Origin of the sequence: Actinoplanes lutulentus (assembly GCF_003259845.1) — a bacterium.
Taxonomy (GTDB): domain Bacteria; phylum Actinomycetota; class Actinomycetes; order Mycobacteriales; family Micromonosporaceae; genus Actinoplanes; species Actinoplanes lutulentus.
On the sequence record NZ_QLMJ01000017.1, the window covers coordinates 244,210 to 261,022 of the forward strand.

Sequence of the window (16,813 nt, forward strand, 5' to 3'; positions counted from 1 at the left end):
CCCGGTGGAGAATCCCGAGACGGTGACGTTGTGGCGGCCGACCGGCCCGGAGGAGCTGGCGCTGGTCGAAGCCTCAGACTGGCGCGCCTGGCCCCCGCGCCTCCCGGACCAGCCGATCTTCTACCCGGTCCTGAACGAGGAATACGCCACCATGATCGCCCGAGACTGGAACGTCCCAGCCTCCGGCGCAGGCTACGTGACCCGCTTCGAGGTCCGCCGCTCATTCCTCGACCGATACGAGGTCCACCAGGTAGGCGGCCGCACCATCCTCGAATACTGGATCCCCGCCGAAGACCTGGACACCCTCAACGCCAACATCGTCGGCCCCATCACCGTAGTCACCGAATTCCGCTGACGGGACCACTCGATACGGCGCCGCGGTGCGAGCTCAGCCGGTCACGGTCCATCCAAGACTGTTGCACTTCGGGCAGTACACGAACGATCTGGGTTCCTGTCCGTCCTGCCACGGCACGATCGCCCATTGCGAGACCGCTACCCGGCCACGGCCGCAGCACAGGCTGCACGTAGCCGAATTCGGCGGTTTCGGCGGCTTCAGGTAGGCGAGTTCCGGATACTGCTCAGCGGCTCGGGCGAGCGCGAAGTCGCGCTCGGCGGGCTCGGCCAGTCGCGCCGGCCCGTCATCCTCGTGGTCAATAACGACCTCGCCGTCCGGAGTCAGATACATGACCGGTCCCCAGAGGTTGAAGACAGGGAGGCGTCCCGATGTAGCGCAATTGCCACGCCAGTCAAGGGCGTGAGCTGCCTCCTCGATCAACCGATCGATCAGCTCAGCATTGGTCATTTGCGCCTCCTGGACGCAGGATATGAAGCGCACACAAGCGCAATCGATCGGATCTCCCGCCGAGAATCTAGCGGTCCGAGTCGGGGGCGCTGGGTGATTCGTGGAGCTGGGCAATTCCGTCCAGCAGGTCCTGCCACAAGGATTCCGCGGCTCTGCGGACCCCGGGATCCAGATTGCGGTGTACGACCCACTTGGCCTCGCCCAGGTCCATCCCTGTGGCGTCATGGACAGCCTTGATCACCGAGACCGGCGAATCGGTCCGCCGGAGCAGCTCGCTCGCGATCTGGTCCTCGTCAGCACCAGCTGCCAGCAGAATCCGTGCCATCTCCGTCAAGAGCCGGATCCGCTCCGCTCTCTCGGCCGCCGGGTTCACGGGGCAAGCGTAGCGAGGCAGTGAACGCGACCCGCGACGCTATCGTGTCCAGATGCAAGATCATCTCTCCGTGCCGCGGTACTGGGATCCGATACCGCACATCGATGCGGTGTTCGCGTCTCTGTCGGAGCGTTCCCTCCGGTCAGATCCCGAGGACGTGTTCGGCGGTACATGGGAAGAGTGGATCCTGCGGAAGCAGAAGGACTGGGGCAGCGGCGGCCTGCCCGGCGATGAGGACGTCGGCGCCGGCCTCACCGACTACCTGCGATACCTCGATGGCAGACTCGCCGACGACCTGCGTTGCTACCTCTTCTTTCTCGACAACGGTCGCGGTCCGGCCGGCGAGCGTCTACCCCTGCTGTAAGAGACGCACGATGGCAGAGGGTGAAGAGCAGCGGGCCACCGCCCGCTCATGTCAGAGCCTGGCGCGTCGCGAGGGCGCTCCCTATTAGGGTGTGGGCCGTGGGTACCTGGGGCAGCGGCAACTTTGACAGCGACACGGCTGCGGATCATCTGTCGGTTCTCACCGCGCGGCTGGTGCGTGAGGTTGAGGACGCCATGGGCGGTGATCCGGTCGAGCTGGAGCCCGACGAGTACTGGGGTGTCGCCGTTCCGTGCAACCTCGAGGTCCTGCACGTTCTCGCTAGCAAGGGCTGGGTCGGCGTCGAGCTGCCCGCGGCCGCGACGGTCGAGGCGTGGAAGGCGACCTTCCTGGCCGTGTGGGACGCGCGCATCGATGGGCTGGAGCCGGCTCCGGGGCACAAGGAGCAGCGACGAACGGTGCTGGAGCGCACGTTCGACCAGCTCGCCGAGGCGATCCGCGCCAGGTGACCGAGCCGACCGGCAGAGACGCGCGGTGCGTCCCCGCCGGTCGGGATCATCCGGCTAACAGTGGATGGTGAAGGTGAAGCCGGTGGATGGTTTGGCGGGCAACGGGCGGCTCAGGGCCAGGTTGCCGTCGGCGATCAGTCGGTACACCTCGGATCGGGACGTCTCCAGGCCGGCTGACAGCAGGACTGTCAGTCTGATCGGGATGCGCTCGGTGGAGCCGACCGCTATCTCGATCTTGTCGTCCGCCGGGATCTCCATGTTCGTCCGGTGGAGGGTCCACGCGTCGGACCAGTCGAGGGATACGTCGTTGCGGCGCAGCAACCGTGGATCTGCCAGCAGTTTCGCCGCCAGGGTGATGTCGTTGTCGTGGAATCTGGTCAGCGACCTGGGGTTGATGGTGCGGACGTTGGCTCGTTCCAGAACGGTCAGTTTGATGGTCTTTCCGCATCCGGTGCAGAGTGCCAGCAGCCAGACGTCGAGGAGTTTGTGGTTCGCGTTGACCCGGAACTTTCCGTTCGCTCGATAACGCGCCGAGCTGCAGTTCAGGCATCGGCGGCGGATCAGCGGCAGGGCTTTCGGGCGGACCTGCCAGGTTCGCGCGATACGGCGTACCGTCGTGGGTCTTGACATTGAATTTTGCCGTTCTGCTGCGACATTTCCGTGCGGAGACTGCGCTCCGCGGAGGGTGTCCGCGCATGGTGATGGAGCGAGTGCCGGCACTCGCTTTGCCCATGCGGGATGTCACTGCTCTCAGCGAGCAGGACCCTGCCGCTGTACGCGGCGCGGTGGATGTCTCAGCAGGTGTACAACGGCCCGTCCTTCGTCGGTGATCCGGCGACGCTAACAGCGTGGTGCCGGGCGGCTCCACCGGTTTTCGACAATGAGCTGGCATTGTCGACGATTGTGGAACTGTTTGACGGAATCGACGGAGTGGCTCGGATCGGGCTGGGGCTGGCCGCTGTGGGACGGCCTGGGTACATCAATCTCGGGCGGGAGCGGGATCTGCCGCCGGAACGCACGGCCGAGGTTTTGCGGGAGCGGGCGGAAACCCTTCTGGACCAGGCCTATGCGGCCGGGGTCCGGTATTTCGACGTGGCGCGGTCCTATGGCCGGGCCGAGGAGTTTCTGGCCGGGTGGCTGCCGGGGCATGACGACGCGATCGCCGGGAGCAAGTGGGGTTACACCTATACAGCGAATTGGCAGGTCACGGCAGAAGTCCACGAAGTCAAGGACCACAGTGTGTCCACGTTCGCGCGGCAGCTCGGGGAAACCCGGGCGCTGCTCGGGGAGCGGCTCGGGCTCTATCAGGTTCATTCGGTGACGCCGGACAGCCCGGTGCTGACCGATACGGATCTGCATCGCCGGCTCGCCGGGCAGGGTGCTGTGGTGGGTCTGTCCACCAGCGGGCCCGCGCAGGCCGACACCATCCGGGCCGCCTGCGCGATCGAGGTCGACGGGATGCCGTTGTTTCGCAGCGTGCAGGCGACCTGGAATCTTCTCGAGACCGGAGCCGGGGATGCCCTGGCTGAGGCGCATGCGTCCGGGCGGGCGGTGATCGTCAAGGAAGCCCTGGCCAACGGACGACTTGCCGAGGACGTGGTCGCCCTGGCCGCGGCACTGCATCAGCCATGGGCGACGATCGTGCTCTCCGGTGCTGCCACCAGCGGGCAGCTCGCCTCCAACCTGCAGGCGGCCACTCTCGCGCTGACCGACAGTGATCTGGAGCGACTGTCCGGCCTCGCTGAGCCGAGTGAGCGGTACTGGCGGACGCGCTCGTCGCTGCCGTGGACATAGAGAATCCACTTACGTCTATATTGTGCCGATGGGCGCGCTCCCACCCCCGAGGGGCCGCGCCTCGTTGTTAGCGCTCACAAGACCGAAGGATCCCCCATGTCCACATCCCCGAGACATCCCCGCAGATGGCGGGCCGCTCTGATCGGCGCCGTCGTCCTCCTGCTCGGCGGCGCCGGCGCCGCCATCGGCCTGCAACAGGCCAGTGCCGCAAGCGTCAACACCGCGGCCTGGTACGTCTTCGTCAACCGGCACAGCGGCAAAGCCATGGACGTCTACAACCTGTCCACCGCCGCCGGCGCCGGCATCGCCCAGTTCAGCCGCAACGACGGAAACTGGCAGCAGTGGCAGTTCGTCGACGCCGGCAGCGGCTGGTACAAGATCAAGAGCCGGCACAGCGGGCTCTTCCTCGAGTTGCCGAACGCCACCGACGGCACCCAGCTGATCCAGAACAGCGACAACGGCACGACCCGTCAGCAGTTCACGCTGAAGGACTCCGCAAACGGCGACGTGCGGTTCATCAACCGGCACACCGGCAAGGCCCTTGACCTGTGGGAATGGTCCACCGCCGACGGCGGGATCATCTCCCAGTTCGCCGACGCCGACGGCGCCAACCAGCAATGGACCCTCGCCCAGGTGAGCACCACGGCGGCCTGCGGCACCGGCACGTTCCAGTCCGAGGTGACCGTCAGCGGCAGCACCTGGACCGCCCGCAACGCCTCCGGCACCGCCGTTTACACCGGCACCGACTTCCGCGCCGCCGTCCAGGCCGGCATCGGCAGCCTCACCGCCGGCCGTACCTCCATCCAGCGCGTCGTGGTCCGCGGCAACGGCTCGATGACCGCGGGCAGTCGCATCTCACTCGCCAGCTATACGTCACTCTCCGTCTGCGGCACGATCAACGTCACGGGTACGGGCAGTGGCGACTACGCCCCGATCTATGCCCGTGGCGTCAGCAACATCGAGGTGCCGTACCTGAACCTGACCGGCTCGCCGATCTACGGCATCTTCATGCGCAACGTGTCCAACGTGTGGCTCGGCCAGCTCGACATGCGGCTCAGCGCCGGCCTCGGCGTCCGCATCGACAACCGCGGCAACACCGCCGAGTGGACCCGCAACGTGCGGATCGACAACGTCTACGTGTCGGGTGCCTCGTCACACGCCGTGGAGACCTACGGCGTCGACGGGATCACCATCGGAACCGTCACGGCGCGTAGCGTCGGCGAGTCCGGCCTGCTGCTGAACCAGACGATCAACGCGACGGTCGGAACCGTGGACGCCGACAACGCCGGCGCCGGAACCGGCTACGCCGCCTTCCGGATGGCCAACCGCAACGGACGCGTCGGCGACGCTTACCCCAACAACATCAAAGTCGGTACGGTCAAAGCGCGCGCCGGCGGCCGAGGGATCTTCTGTGTCTCGGAGAGTGGCGGCTTCACCGTCGACCGGGTGGACATCGCGAACACCGGCAACAACGCGATCCTCGTCGAGAACTGCTACAACGGCGTGATCGCCGGGGTGTCCGGCACGGTCAGCGGCGGCGGTGAGATCCGGATCGCGGCGCGCACCGAGTTCGCCCCGTCGTCGGGGATCAGCTTCCGGAACCTGACCGTCGCCAACACCAACATCACGTGGAGCCCGTGCACGGGCAGCAACAACACGATCAGCAACGTCACGCGTACGAACTCGGTTCTGACCTGGTGTTGATCTTTTGGAGGCCCGGCCGCTCGCGCTGAACTCGGCGCGGGCGGCCGCGGGGCGGCGGTCCAAGATCTCGACTGGCTGACTTCGTGATGGCTGCGCGTCACCAGGGCGCTCGCGGACTGAACGAGAGTCGACACGCCCCCGGCCACCGCGGGCGCTGGCCGAAGTGTGTGTCGACTTTAAGCGCGAATCGCACCCCTAATCGACACACACCGGCCGCGGCCCGCGAGCGTGTCGAGTTCGGGTGAGGATTGCGCCCGAAATCGACACGCAGCCCTCGACCACCGCGGGAGCCTCAGGGTTTGCGGCCTACCGCGGTCCAGACGTTGATGTCGGAGCGCTCCGGGATCTCGGCTCCCGGCTCGGGGCGCCACTCGCTGGCCGGCACCACGCCCGGCTCGACCAGCTCCAAGCCGTCGAACAGCGCCGCGAACTCGTCGTGCGGACGGGTCCACACGTCGGACTTACCCTGGGCGATCAGCTGCTGGTAGAGCGCCTGCTGCTCCGGGGTGCCGAAGTCGGACGTCGCGTGGGTGGCCACCAGGTAGCTGCCCGCCGGGAGCGCGTCTAGCAGTGTGCGGACGATCGGCTGAGCAGAGCCGTGGCCGTGGATGAAGTGCAGGACCGCGATCAGCATCAGGCCGACCGGCTGCTTCAGATCCAGCGTCTCGCTCAGCGTCGGGTTCGCGAGGATCGACTCGGGATCGTTCAGGTCGGCCTCGATGTACGCCGTCCGCCCCTCAGGACTGCTGTTCAGCAGCGCCCGGGCGTGCACCATCACGAGCGGATCGTTGTCGACGTAGACCACCCGGCTGTCCGGGGCGTGCCGCTGTGCGACCTCGTGCGTGTTGTCCGCGGTCGGCAGGCCGGTGCCTATGTCGAGGAACTGCCGGATCCCCGCCTCGGCGGTGAGGAATCGGGTGGCCCGCTGGAGCAGGGCCCGGTTCGCGAGGGCGCCGAGGCGCACCTTCGGGAACAGTCGCTGGAGTTCGTCGCCGGACGCGCGGTCGGCGGCGAAGTTGTCCTTGCCGCCCAGCCAGTAGTTGTAGCGGCGTGCGGGGTGCGGCTGGTTCGGATCAATGCCTTGGGGGGCTGCGTTCGTGGGATCCACGCCTGCACAATAGACGATCTTCTTCACTGCTCGGACACGCCCGGGACACGGTGTCGCCGTAGGACTGGCGCCGGCCGACTTCGAGGTCTCCCAGGTCGTCGACCGCACGGTCGGCGTGCACGCGGTGATCCCCAAGAACCACTTCTGACGATCGAAGTTCGCCTATTGGCCGGGCGCCCGGCACTCGGCGGACAACATCAACCCGCTTCCTGGAGGCCCACCCCACAGACATCCAGGAGTACACATGGACCGGCGACAACTGCTGCGCGCCACGATGGCCGGCGCGGGCGGCCTGGCCTTGCCTTTCACCGCCTGGTCGGCCGCTTACGCCGCGCCCGCGCAGAACGCCACCGGCCCCTACGGCGCCCTCCAGGCCGCCGACGCGAACGGCATCCAGTTGCCGGCCGGCTTCACCAGCAAGATCATCGCCCGTTCCCGGCAGGTCGTTCCGGGCACGTCGTACACCTGGCACGACGCCCCGGACGGCGGTGCGGTGATCCCGAACGGCACCGGCTGGATCTACGTCTCCAACTCGGAGGTCTCCTCATCCGCGGGCGGCGGCGCCTCGCGGATCCTGTTCGACGCGAGCGGCACCGTCATCGGCGCGTCGCGGATCCTCTCCGGCACCAACCAGAACTGCGCGGGCGGCAAGACGCCGTGGAACACCTGGCTCTCCTGCGAGGAGGTCACTCTCGGCCGGGTGTGGGAGACCTATCCGCTCGGCGGGACCGCGGTGGTGCGCCCGGCGATGGGCCGGTTCAAGCACGAGGCGGCGGCCGCCGACCCGGTCCGCAAGGTCATCTATTTGACCGAGGATGAGACCAACGGACGCTTCTACCGGTTCGTGCCGACCACCTGGGGCGACCTGTCCGCCGGCGTTCTGCAGGTGTTCGTGGCCGGCAGCGGCACCTCCGGCTCGTTCACCTGGCAGAACGTGCCGGACCCGGACGGATCGCCCACCCAGACTCGCAGTCAGGTGTCCGGATCGAAGTCGTTCAACGGCGGCGAGGGCTGCCACTACGCGAACGACACGGTCTGGTTCACCACGAAGGGCGACAACCGCGTCTGGCAGGTCAACCTCCTGACCAGCACGTATGAGCTCGCTTACGACGACAGCCTGGTCAGCCCCGGCACCGCGCCGCTGACCGGCGTCGACAACGTCACCGGATCCTCGTTCGGCGACCTCTACGTCGCCGAGGACGGCGGCAACATGGAGATCAACCTGATCACCCCGGACGACAAGATCTCGGTGTTCCTGCGGGTCAGCGGCCAGGGCTCGTCGGAGCTGACCGGCCCGGCGTTCACCGCGGCCGGCAACCGCCTCTACTTCTCGTCGCAGCGCGGCACATCCGGCTCGTCGTCGGGCGGCATCACGTACTGCATCACCGGCCCGTTCCGCACCTGAGGCGATAAAGACCATGCGGGGGTCCCTCCAGGACCCCCGCATGCGCTCTTTTCCTGGGTACGCCTAAACGACGCTCACCCGGTTGATCCCGTCCACCGAGCGCACGAACACCCGGGTCCCGATCGGCTCAGCACCGCCGAGCAGATCCGCGTCGGACACCGCGATGAACCGCCGATCGTCCGCTTCCAGCCGCCCGATCACCACCCCGGTCCGCGACCCGTCCCGCCCGTGCTTGACGGTGTACGTCTCGACCACCGCCCACCCGTCCGCGACAAAAGCCTGTTCCGGAGCCGCCCAGGCGTCGATCTCGGCCTGCAGCGCGGCGCTGTCGTCGGCCCGCCACGGCGTCGGCGCGGCCGTGTAGACCCCCGCCGAGTACTTGCTCATCACCCCGCCGTTCGCCCCGACGAACCCGCAGCTCCCGGGCTGCCCCCGGACCAGCGACACCACCGAGGCGATGGCGTGCATCGAGTAGTTGTTGCCGGCGCCACCGAAGAACGGCAGCCCACCGGTCACGGTCAGCCCGCGCCGATCGTCGGCCGTCAGCCCGAACGCGTCGGCGATGGTGAACACCGGAATCGGATAGCAGCTGTACAGATCGACGAACTCCAGCGAGTCGAACCCGATCCCGGCCACCTCCAGGGCGTGCCGCGCCGCCATCACCGACGCCGGCGAGGCGGACAGGTCGGCCCGGTCCATCAGATCACGTTCCCGCAGGTCAGCGTGGCCGGCAAGGTAGACCCACCGTTCGCTGGGCACGCCGAGCCGGGTCGCTGCGGCCACCGACATGAGGACGATCGCCGCGCCCTGATTCACCTTGTCCCGCGCCACCACGTACCGGGTGTACGGGTCGGCGATCGGCCGGTTCGCCTCGGTCGGCGTGACCAGTTCGGCGGCGCTGCGTTCGACCGGCGCGGCCGCGTGCGGGTTGGCGGCGGCCACCCGGGTGAATGGGGCGAACAGTTCACCCATGGCGGTCGCGTAGTCCTCGCGGGACAGTTTGAGCCGGGCCCGGCGGGCGTTGTCGAACAGCGCGTACTGGCTGGTGGTGTCGGTCAGGCCGTGTGCCGCGGTGTGCGGGTCGAGCAGGCCGTCCAGTCCGAAGCCACGGTCCTCGAGATCGCCGTCGACGTGTTCACTGAAGTCGGGGCGGGCAGGGCTTTGTGCGTACCCAAGAATGGTGGAGATGGCCTCCGAACCGCTCAGAAGGACCACCTCGTGGTTGCCGGCGGCGATGGCCGCGGCAAATTCGTTGACCAGGCGCTGCGGGGTGTGGCCGCCGGTGACGTCGAGGACCGCCCGCGCGGGATGCGCACCGAGGCGCTGCGCGACCGAGCGCGGGAAGTTGTCGGAACGGCCGAGCGGGGCCCGCGCGCCGGGCAGCGAGTTCTCGAACTGGCGGGTGGTGGCCACCGTGTCGACGGCAGCGATCACCGCCGCGGGATCGGCGCCGGTGTCGGCGAGCGCGGCTCGTGCGGCATCGGCGGCCAGCTCCACGGGTGAGCGTCGGCGATAGTCCGGGCTGTCGAGCAATTCGGAGGTCTGGCCGACACCCACCAGAATCGGAGTTCGCGGGTCGAGGTGCATCAGACGACAGTAGGCCGCTCATTGCGTTCGATGTCCTCGGAGTTCTGCACGAATGTCTGCTGGGACACCTGGACCAGCATCGCGGTGTCGTGGAAACGGCGTAGCGTCGTCGAGCCGCAGCTGACCATCGTGGAGCGCAGCTTCGCGAGGGTGACCTTGACGTTGTCGTAGAGGCTGCCCGCGAACGGGATGTAGCCGTCGACGCCCTCCTCGAACGCGAGCTCGCTGCCCTGGCCGTACCGGGCGACGTTGCGGGCCCGCGCGCTGCCCTCACCCCAGTACTCCTTCAGCGCCTGGCCACGCACCTTGACCAGCGGCGCCGGGCTCTCGGTGAACCGGGCGAAGTAGCGGCCGAGCATCAGGAAGTCGGCACCGAACGCGAACGCGATCGCCATGTGCGAGTCGTGCAGGACGCCGCCGTCGGAGCAGAGCGGCACGTACATCCCGGTCTCCTCGGCGTAGGCGTCGCGAGCCGTGACGATCTCGGCGAGCGCGGAGGCCTGGCCGCGGCCGATGCCCTTCTGGTCGCGGGTGATGCAGATCGAGCCGCCGCCGATGCCGACCTTCACGAAGTCGGCGCCGGCCTCGGCGAGATAGTCGAACCCGCGGGCGTCGACGACGTTGCCGGCGCCGATCCGGACGTCGTCGCCGTACTCCTTGCGGACGAACTCGATGACGTGCTTCTGCCAGACCGAGTAACCGTCCGAGGAGTCCAGGCACAGCACGTCCGCGCCGGCGTCGACAAGCGCCGGGATCCGCTCCCGGTAGTCGTGGGTGTTGACCCCGGCGCCGACCCGGAACTGCTTGGACGCGTCGACGGTCTCGTTGCTGAACTGTTTGTGCAGCTCGTAATCGCGGCGCTGGACCAGCGCGGTGACCCGGCCGTCGTCGCCGACCAGCGGCAGCACGTCCTGGCGGGAGTCCCAGAGCAGCTCGTTCGCCGTGGTCAGCGACATCCCCGGGGTGCCGGTGACCAGGGCGGCGCCGCGGCGCATCCGGGTCTCGACGGCGTCACCGATCTGGTGCCGGTGGAAGTTGAAGTCCTGCGCGGTGATCATCCCGAGGAACAGCCCGGACGGCGTCCCGTCGTCGGTGACCACGACGACCTGCCGGCCGGTGGACCGGAGCAGCTCGTCGGCCTCACCGAGGGTCGCGGTCGGCTCGATGTTGACGTCGTTGTGCCGGAAGCCGGCCTTGTGCTTCTTGACCGCCGAGACCATGCCGGCCTGCTCGGCGATCGGCTGGTTCTGATGGATGAACGAGAGGCCGCCGACCTGCGCGAGAGCTATCGCCAGCTGCGGCGACGAGACGGCGCCCATGATCGCGCTGACCAGCGGGGTGGCGATCCGGATCGGCGACTCCTGCCCGACCGGATGCCGCACGAGCGGTGTGGACAGATCGACGTTGCCCGGCGTGCAGTCTTCGTCGGTGAGGTTGGGGACGAGAAGGTACTCACCGAAGGTGCGGGAGATCTCGGGAAGGATCCGCACTGCTGCACTCCCTTGTGTGTAATGTCCGTTTCAGGCGGCATGATCGGACGACCGTACCAGCGAAAACGGCATGGACGACGGACACAGCGGGTAAGACTGGCCGGTGCGTTTTGACGGATGGATCGCCGGGGTCGGGACGTCGAGCGGTACCCGACTCGTCCTGGGACATTGGCCGCGCTCCCCGTTCGGCCCGGTCAGCGACGTCATGATCGAACATCCCGGCGGCCGCCGCGAGCTGCTGGCGCCGACCGAGGAACTGGGCCGGTTCATCGCCGAGACGTACTCCTTCGACGACGTGCGCGTGCTCCCGGTCGCCGTCGAGCGGCACGGCCCGCGATGGTCCGTCACCGCCGGCCCGCTCACCCTGCGTTTCACCACCGGCCGCCGCGGCGCGCTGGGCGCGCTCCTGCGCGCGGTCCCGCCACCCTTGGCCCGGCAACCAGCTTGGGTACGCCTTATCGACACGCCCGCCCGCCTGCTGAAAGGCGTCCGCACCTACGGCACCGCCGGCAACGGACGCCGCGAGTGGTACGCCGCCCAGGACCTGCACCCGATCACCTCGGCGTCCGGCGTCCTGGACGGCGTGGACCTCGGCCACCTCACCGACGTCGACCCGCCGGTCCGCTTCGGGTTCGGCTCGACACCCCGCTCCCCGTCCCTGGTCCGCATCACCTCGACGGTCAGATCCGGGTGAGCAGCAGCTTCGCCACCTGCTTCGCGTCGGCGATGTTCTGCTCGTCGGAAGCGCCTCGCGAGTAGACGTCTACCTGCACGGTGCCGTAGAGCACGAACAGGTGACCCGAGTGCGCGTACGCGTCCTCGCCCACCCCGTCGACCCACTGCGCGTCGGCGACGGTCACCTGGAAGTCGGCGGGGGTGGTGCGGCTCAGGAAGACCGCGAGCTGCCCACCCTCCTGCTGCCACTGGCAGAACCGCGCCGACTCGCCGGACTCGACACCGTCCTCGTCGATCTGGCTCACGATCCGGCCGGTCAGACCGGTCACCTCGGCCTCGGAGAGCAGCGTGCAGGGGTCGGGGATGTCGCCGCTGTCCTTGACGCTCGTCTCGGGCTGCTCGGCTTTAGTGGAGGGCGTCGGCTGAGGCTTCGTCGGCTGGGCCTTCGCCGTGGACTTCGTGGCCGGCGCGGCTCCGGCGCTTGCGGACTCCAGCAGACCACAACCGCTGGTCAGCGAGACGGTGGCGAGAACAGCGAGGGCGACGAGGCGACGCTTCATGAGGGCTCTCCTTCGGGCGTACACAAAAGGGGTCTTAAGGGTTTTTAAGGCCTCTGCCGAAAGGATGCGCGACCTCGCCAAAGAAACCCCAAAACTCGGTGTCGGCGCCGGCGTGCGGCCGCTATGAAGGACCGATGAGTGAAGAGGTTCTGCCTGGCGGAAACACTGTCGGAGCCGTGCGGATCGGGGATGTCGTCCACAAGCGGGCGTCGCCGTGGACGCCTACGGTGCACGCGCTGTTGCGGCATCTGGAGAGAGCGGGGTTCGAGGGCGCGCCGCGGGCTCTCGGCTTCGACGAGCAGGGCCGGGAGATGCTGACCTATCTGCCCGGGGAGGTGATCGGTTCGCGGATTCCGTGGCCGGAGTGGGCATTCACCGACCGGACGCTGGTCCAGGTGGGGCAGTGGTTGCGGCGGCTGCACGATGCGACGGCGGACTTCTCTCCGCCGGAGGATCAACGCTGGTTCGCCCTCGGGCCGATGCGGCCCGGGATGGTCGTCGGGCACCAGGACGCGGCGCCCTACAACGCGGTCGTCAACGCCGACGGCCTCGTCGGCTTCTTCGACTGGGACACCGCGGGACCGTCGACCCGCGAGCTCGATCTGGCGTTCTCGGCACTGTCCTGGGTGCCGCTGTACACGCGGGGTGCCGCCCGGCACTTCGGATTCGACGCTTTCGACGACCGTTCCCGCCGCCTGCACCTACTGCTGGACGCCTACGGCTACCAGGGTGATCGGCTCGCGTTCCGCGGCGTGGTGGTGGAACGCGCCCGCCGGCACGCGGCGGCGCTGCGCCGGATGGCCGACGCCGGCGATCCCGTCGGCATCGCGCTGCTGCCGGTCGCGGCCAACATGGAGCAGTCGGCGGCGGAGGTGGCGGCCCTGCCGGACGGATTCTTCACCGCTTGACGGCTAGCTTTGCACATGCCAATAATAGTTGGCATGAGCCAAGGCGAGTTGAGCGGTGACCGGCTGGTCGAGGTCCTTGCCACGCTCGCCAGCCCGCACCGGCTGCGGGTGCTCGCGGCCCTGACCAGCGGACGCACCTACGTCTCGCAGCTCGCCCGCGACCTCGGCATCAGCCGCGCGCTGCTGCAGGTGCACCTCAAGAAGCTGGAAAAGGCCGGCCTGGTCACCGCCCACCTGGAGCTGTCACCCGACGGCAAGGCCCTCAAGTATTACGAGGCCACCCCGTTCTCCCTGCACCTCACGCCCGACGTGGTGGCGGCCGCCGTCGCGACCCTGAGCCATGAAGGAAGCAACTAAGATGGACATCACCGCCTCGGTCTTCCTCGTCGCCGTCGCTGCCCTGCTCATCGCCGCCATCTGGTACGCGGGAGTCCGCAAACGCGCCGGCGTCTCCGACGAGCTGCAACGGCAGTACACCGAAACCCAGCGCCTCCTCACCGACCTGAGCACGCAGCTGGCCGACCTGAACCGGCGCACCGCCGACATACAACGCATCCTCAAAGACGCCGAATGACCACCCTGGTCACCATCCCCAACACCATCACTTCGGTACGCACGATCGCCTCCATCGGTCTCGCCATGGCGGCGCTGACCCACCGCAGTGTTTCCCTGCTCGTCGCTGCGTACCTGACCTACTGGATCGGCGACATCCTCGACGGCACCGCAGCCCGGGCGCTGGGGCAGGAGACGCGTACCGGTGCGGTCTTCGACATCGTCGCGGACCGCGCGTGCACGTCAGCCTGCGCCGCCGCGTTGGTGGTGCTGCAACCCGCCACCGTGTGGCCGATCGCGGTGTTCCTGATCCAGTTCATGGTCATCGACCAGCTGCTGAGCCTGATGTTCCTGCGCTGGCCACTGCTGAGCCCGAACTACTTCGCCCAGGTGGATCGCCGTGTGTACTGGTGGAACTGGTCACCGCCGGCGAAAGCTCTGAACACCGCGGCCGTGGTGATCCTGGCAATCGCCGCACCGGTGGCCGTGGCGGTCACGTTCGCCCTCGCGGTCACCGCGGTGAAGGTAGCCTCCCTGATCCACACCGCCAGACTGCCGGTCGGATCGCCGGCCGTGCCGACCGCCTGCTTGCCGGCGGGGCTACCACTTGCCCGGCCATGATCGCGGTCCTGACGGCTGTGGCCGTCGGGTTCCTGTCGGCTTTCCTGCCGTTCACCCCGGCCGAGCCATACGTGATCACCGCCGTACTGACGACCGAAGCCCCACCCGTGGCGCTCGGCCTCGCCGCCGCCGCGGGCCAGACAGCCGGCAAGGTTCTGATCTTCCTGGCCGCACGCGGCGCGCTCCGATCAGCATGGCTGCGACAACGCCTCGACCGCCACCCACCCACACCACCAGGCCCGCCGGATGCAGCGCCAACCCCGCCAGGCCGACCGGATGCGGTGCCCTCACCACCAGGTCTGCCGGATGCGGTGCCCACGTCACCAGGCCGGCTGGGCACTCTGCTCGCGCGTCCCAAGGCTGCCGGCGCCCGGCTGATCGAGGTGATGGACCGCCCTCGTCAGGCGACGGGCATGCTGCTTCTGAGCGCGATCACCGGGTTTCCACCACTGCTGGCCGCCAGCGTCTACCTGGGCCGCACACCCATGCGCCCGGCCGTGTTCGCAGCGATGTGCATGCTGGGCCGAGCGATCCGCTTCGTCGCCATCGCGCTGGCCGGCTCCTGAGAGCCGACTGGCCCGCTCCCGAGAGCCAGCTGACCCGCTCCCGAGAGTCGCTGATTCCCGTTGCTCGGGTTCCCGCTGCTTCGTCACAGCCGGTCCAGGGTCTCCCGCTGGGCCGTGGTGAGCTGAATACGTTCCGCGGCCAGATTCTCCTCCAGGTGAGCGATCCGCGTAGTACCCGGAATCGGCAGCATCACCGGCGATCGGCCAAGCAGCCAAGCGAGCGAGATCTGGGTGGCCGTCGCTCCGGCCTGAGCCGCCACCGCCGCGATCTCCGCGTTCGCATCCGCGCTACCGGCAGCGACGGGTCGCCAGGGCAGAAAGGCGATCCCGTCCCGGGCGCAGGCCTCCAGCACCGGCTCGTGCTCGCGGTCCAGGATGTTGTACCGGTTCTGCACGCTGGCGATGTCGACGATCCGGCGCGCCTGGTCAAGCTCGGCGACGCTGACCTCGGACAACCCGATCCGCGCGATCTTGCCCTCGTCGCGCAGATCCCGGAGCGTGCCGACCTGATCGGCAAGCGGCGTCTCCGGATCGATCCGGTGCAGCTGAAGCAGCTCGATCCGCTCGACGCGCAGGCGGCGCAGCGCGTTGTCCACCTGGGCACGCAGCGTCGCCGGCCGCCCGTCCAGCCGCCACTCGGCGTCAGGGCCGTGCTGAGCAACACCGATCTTGGTCGTGATGACGAGGTTGTCGGGATACGGGTGAAGCGCCTCGGCCAGCAGCTCCTCGTTGGCTCCGGCACCGTACAGATGAGCGGTGTCAATCAGCGTGACACCCAGCTCAACCGCCCGCCGGAGCAGGGCCATCGCGGCTTCACGAGCGGGTCCGGGTGCGGCCGGAAGGTGCATCGCACCGAACCCGAGCCTGCGCACCACCAGGTCACCACCGATACGGAACGTCGTCTCCATCATCGAAGCAAATCACGCCCGTCGATTACCTCGACAAACATGATCACGTCATCGACCATGTCAAGAACGATCATGCACGGCTGATCGAGGTTCACGTTCCGGTGACCAGGCCCGTAGGCGCCGTCCGGCGGAGGCTGCGTATAGAAGCTCTGACAGAAGTCCTCGCCACACCCACAGTCCTGAAGAGCACGAAGCCCGGCGACCTGCCCCGCCAAGCCGCCTTCGCCGAGGTCGCAAAGGGCGGCCGTGAGCGCCGCGGCAAGGCGAGGCCACTTGTCGCTGACGAGCGGCGATCCGTCAACAGTCATCACCGACGACCGTAGACGGCCCCACCGCTCACGTCGCTTCAAATAACCTGCCACGCATGCGCCCGGGCGGACCGGCGATCATGCCGACGCGGAATCGGCGTTGGCCGGCTCCAATCTTCTTGCCGGGAGGCCCGCGTTCCTGAACACGCCGATTCCAGCGGCGGCCATTCCCGCCGATCCGCCCCGACGGTGGGGAGCAACGCGGGTGTCCCGGAGTGCCCGCTCTGATTGACGCGTGAGGCAGACCCCGGCATGCGCAGCGCGGGTGATGGGAGTGCGCCGGCATAGGCTCCGCAGTCTTCGCCTCGAAAGTGGAACCTCGGATGGCCGGCCCGGGCTCGTCGGACCCTCCGCCGATCGCGGGCGAGCCCGATCCCGCAGGGCGGGAACCGGACTCCGGCGCTGCGATAACGGCTGCCGAGACATCGCTCCGAGACGTTTCGCCAGGCAACGTTGACGGACAGGCGTCGCCGGCAACCGCTGGAGGCCCAGCAACCGCCACGGAACCCTCGTCATCGCGATCCCGCAACTGGCACCCCTCTGTGTCAAGAGGCGGTGAGAAGCGGTGCTCTAAGCTGGTCTTCGGCGGGTCCGGGAAGTGACTTCTCCGAAGTGTCGACC

At 68.2% G+C, this 16,813-nt stretch carries 21 protein-coding genes; 12 read left to right on the forward strand and 9 right to left on the reverse strand.

Features of this window, described 5'->3' with window-relative positions; translation table 11 throughout:
* Window positions 1-4: 4 nt before the first annotated feature.
* Window positions 5-355, forward strand: coding sequence for a hypothetical protein (locus tag B0I29_RS32185; protein ID WP_111652867.1), 351 nt, complete (start codon window positions 5-7; stop codon window positions 353-355).
* A 33-nt stretch (window positions 356-388) separates the two neighbouring features.
* Here B0I29_RS32185 and B0I29_RS32190 read toward each other — a convergent pair whose 3' ends face one another.
* Together B0I29_RS32190 and B0I29_RS32195 are read right to left on the reverse strand one after the other, a co-directional pair.
* A complete protein-coding gene (locus B0I29_RS32190) occupies window positions 389-802 on the reverse strand; it encodes a hypothetical protein (protein WP_146616952.1) in 414 nt (137 codons plus the stop codon).
* Between the two features lie 67 nt (window positions 803-869).
* Window positions 870-1,175 (reverse strand): hypothetical protein, encoded by a 306-nt coding sequence (locus B0I29_RS32195; protein ID WP_111652869.1) that lies wholly within the window; start codon window positions 1,173-1,175, stop codon window positions 870-872.
* A 52-nt stretch (window positions 1,176-1,227) separates the two neighbouring features.
* Here B0I29_RS32195 and B0I29_RS32200 point away from each other — a divergent pair, with 52 nt between their 5' ends.
* Both B0I29_RS32200 and B0I29_RS32205 read left to right on the forward strand, forming a co-directional pair.
* Window positions 1,228-1,539: a hypothetical protein gene (locus tag B0I29_RS32200; RefSeq protein WP_111652870.1), complete on the forward strand. Its 312-nt coding sequence runs from the start codon at window positions 1,228-1,230 to the stop codon at window positions 1,537-1,539.
* A 98-nt stretch (window positions 1,540-1,637) separates the two neighbouring features.
* A complete protein-coding gene (locus B0I29_RS32205) occupies window positions 1,638-2,006 on the forward strand; it encodes a DUF4259 domain-containing protein (RefSeq protein WP_111652871.1) in 369 nt (122 codons plus the stop codon).
* 54 nt (window positions 2,007-2,060) lie between these two features.
* Here B0I29_RS32205 and B0I29_RS32210 read toward each other — a convergent pair whose 3' ends face one another.
* On the reverse strand, window positions 2,061-2,636 hold the full coding sequence (locus B0I29_RS32210; protein WP_111652872.1) for a DUF1062 domain-containing protein: 576 nt from the start codon (window positions 2,634-2,636) through the stop codon (window positions 2,061-2,063).
* Window positions 2,637-2,909: 273 nt separating this feature from the next.
* Between B0I29_RS32210 and B0I29_RS32215 the strand changes: the two genes are divergently transcribed.
* The gene (locus B0I29_RS32215; protein WP_220091465.1) at window positions 2,910-3,800 is read left to right on the forward strand and encodes an aldo/keto reductase; all 891 of its coding nucleotides are present in this window, start codon (window positions 2,910-2,912) and stop codon (window positions 3,798-3,800) included.
* Window positions 3,801-3,896: 96 nt separating this feature from the next.
* Window positions 3,897-5,504 carry an RICIN domain-containing protein gene (locus B0I29_RS32220; protein ID WP_111652873.1) on the forward strand — a complete coding sequence of 536 codons (1,608 nt, stop codon included), beginning with the start codon at window positions 3,897-3,899 and terminating at the stop codon, window positions 5,502-5,504.
* Between the two features lie 292 nt (window positions 5,505-5,796).
* On the opposite strand, the gene B0I29_RS32225 is transcribed toward B0I29_RS32220, so the two are convergent.
* Complete coding sequence (locus B0I29_RS32225; RefSeq protein WP_245972878.1) at window positions 5,797-6,612, reverse strand: SAM-dependent methyltransferase; 816 nt, start codon at window positions 6,610-6,612, stop codon at window positions 5,797-5,799.
* 244 nt (window positions 6,613-6,856) lie between these two features.
* On the opposite strand from B0I29_RS32225, the gene B0I29_RS32230 reads away from it, so the two are divergent.
* The gene (locus B0I29_RS32230; protein ID WP_111652874.1) at window positions 6,857-8,017 is read left to right on the forward strand and encodes an alkaline phosphatase PhoX; all 1,161 of its coding nucleotides are present in this window, start codon (window positions 6,857-6,859) and stop codon (window positions 8,015-8,017) included.
* A 63-nt stretch (window positions 8,018-8,080) separates the two neighbouring features.
* Here B0I29_RS32230 and B0I29_RS32235 read toward each other — a convergent pair whose 3' ends face one another.
* Both B0I29_RS32235 and B0I29_RS32240 read right to left on the reverse strand, forming a co-directional pair.
* The gene (locus B0I29_RS32235) at window positions 8,081-9,604 is read right to left on the reverse strand and encodes an acetyl-CoA acetyltransferase (RefSeq protein WP_111652875.1); all 1,524 of its coding nucleotides are present in this window, start codon (window positions 9,602-9,604) and stop codon (window positions 8,081-8,083) included.
* Entirely contained in the window at window positions 9,604-11,094 is a 1,491-nt protein-coding gene (locus B0I29_RS32240; protein WP_111652876.1) for an IMP dehydrogenase, read from the reverse strand. The genes B0I29_RS32235 and B0I29_RS32240 overlap by 1 nt, the downstream gene beginning before the upstream one ends.
* Window positions 11,095-11,197: 103 nt before the next feature.
* On the opposite strand from B0I29_RS32240, the gene B0I29_RS32245 reads away from it, so the two are divergent.
* Window positions 11,198-11,788, forward strand: coding sequence for a hypothetical protein (locus B0I29_RS32245; protein WP_111652877.1), 591 nt, complete (start codon window positions 11,198-11,200; stop codon window positions 11,786-11,788).
* On the opposite strand, the gene B0I29_RS32250 is transcribed toward B0I29_RS32245, so the two are convergent.
* Window positions 11,775-12,329, reverse strand: a complete 555-nt coding sequence (locus B0I29_RS32250) for a DUF3558 family protein (protein ID WP_111652878.1) — start codon at window positions 12,327-12,329, stop codon at window positions 11,775-11,777. The two genes, B0I29_RS32245 and B0I29_RS32250, sit on opposite strands and share 14 nt — an antisense overlap.
* 134 nt (window positions 12,330-12,463) lie before the next feature.
* Between B0I29_RS32250 and B0I29_RS32255 the strand changes: the two genes are divergently transcribed.
* From B0I29_RS32255 to B0I29_RS32275, 5 genes are read left to right on the forward strand one after another with little or no spacing between them, the layout of a single operon-like run.
* A complete protein-coding gene (locus tag B0I29_RS32255; protein WP_111652879.1) occupies window positions 12,464-13,237 on the forward strand; it encodes a phosphotransferase in 774 nt (257 codons plus the stop codon).
* Window positions 13,238-13,270: 33 nt separating this feature from the next.
* Window positions 13,271-13,594, forward strand: a complete 324-nt coding sequence (locus B0I29_RS32260) for an ArsR/SmtB family transcription factor (RefSeq protein WP_111652880.1) — start codon at window positions 13,271-13,273, stop codon at window positions 13,592-13,594.
* A 1-nt stretch (window position 13,595) separates the two neighbouring features.
* On the forward strand, window positions 13,596-13,811 hold the full coding sequence (locus tag B0I29_RS32265) for a hypothetical protein (protein WP_111652881.1): 216 nt from the start codon (window positions 13,596-13,598) through the stop codon (window positions 13,809-13,811).
* Window positions 13,808-14,410, forward strand: coding sequence for a CDP-alcohol phosphatidyltransferase family protein (locus B0I29_RS32270; RefSeq protein ID WP_245972881.1), 603 nt, complete (start codon window positions 13,808-13,810; stop codon window positions 14,408-14,410). The genes B0I29_RS32265 and B0I29_RS32270 overlap by 4 nt, the downstream gene beginning before the upstream one ends.
* Window positions 14,407-14,976 carry a hypothetical protein gene (locus B0I29_RS32275; RefSeq protein WP_111652882.1) on the forward strand — a complete coding sequence of 190 codons (570 nt, stop codon included), beginning with the start codon at window positions 14,407-14,409 and terminating at the stop codon, window positions 14,974-14,976. The genes B0I29_RS32270 and B0I29_RS32275 overlap by 4 nt, the downstream gene beginning before the upstream one ends.
* 83 nt (window positions 14,977-15,059) lie before the next feature.
* Here B0I29_RS32275 and B0I29_RS32280 read toward each other — a convergent pair whose 3' ends face one another.
* Both B0I29_RS32280 and B0I29_RS32285 read right to left on the reverse strand, forming a co-directional pair.
* On the reverse strand, window positions 15,060-15,884 hold the full coding sequence (locus B0I29_RS32280) for an aldo/keto reductase (RefSeq protein ID WP_245972883.1): 825 nt from the start codon (window positions 15,882-15,884) through the stop codon (window positions 15,060-15,062).
* Window positions 15,884-16,192 (reverse strand): hypothetical protein, encoded by a 309-nt coding sequence (locus tag B0I29_RS32285; RefSeq protein WP_181558073.1) that lies wholly within the window; start codon window positions 16,190-16,192, stop codon window positions 15,884-15,886. Before B0I29_RS32285 ends, B0I29_RS32280 begins: the two co-directional genes overlap by 1 nt.
* Window positions 16,193-16,813: the final 621 nt, after the last annotated feature.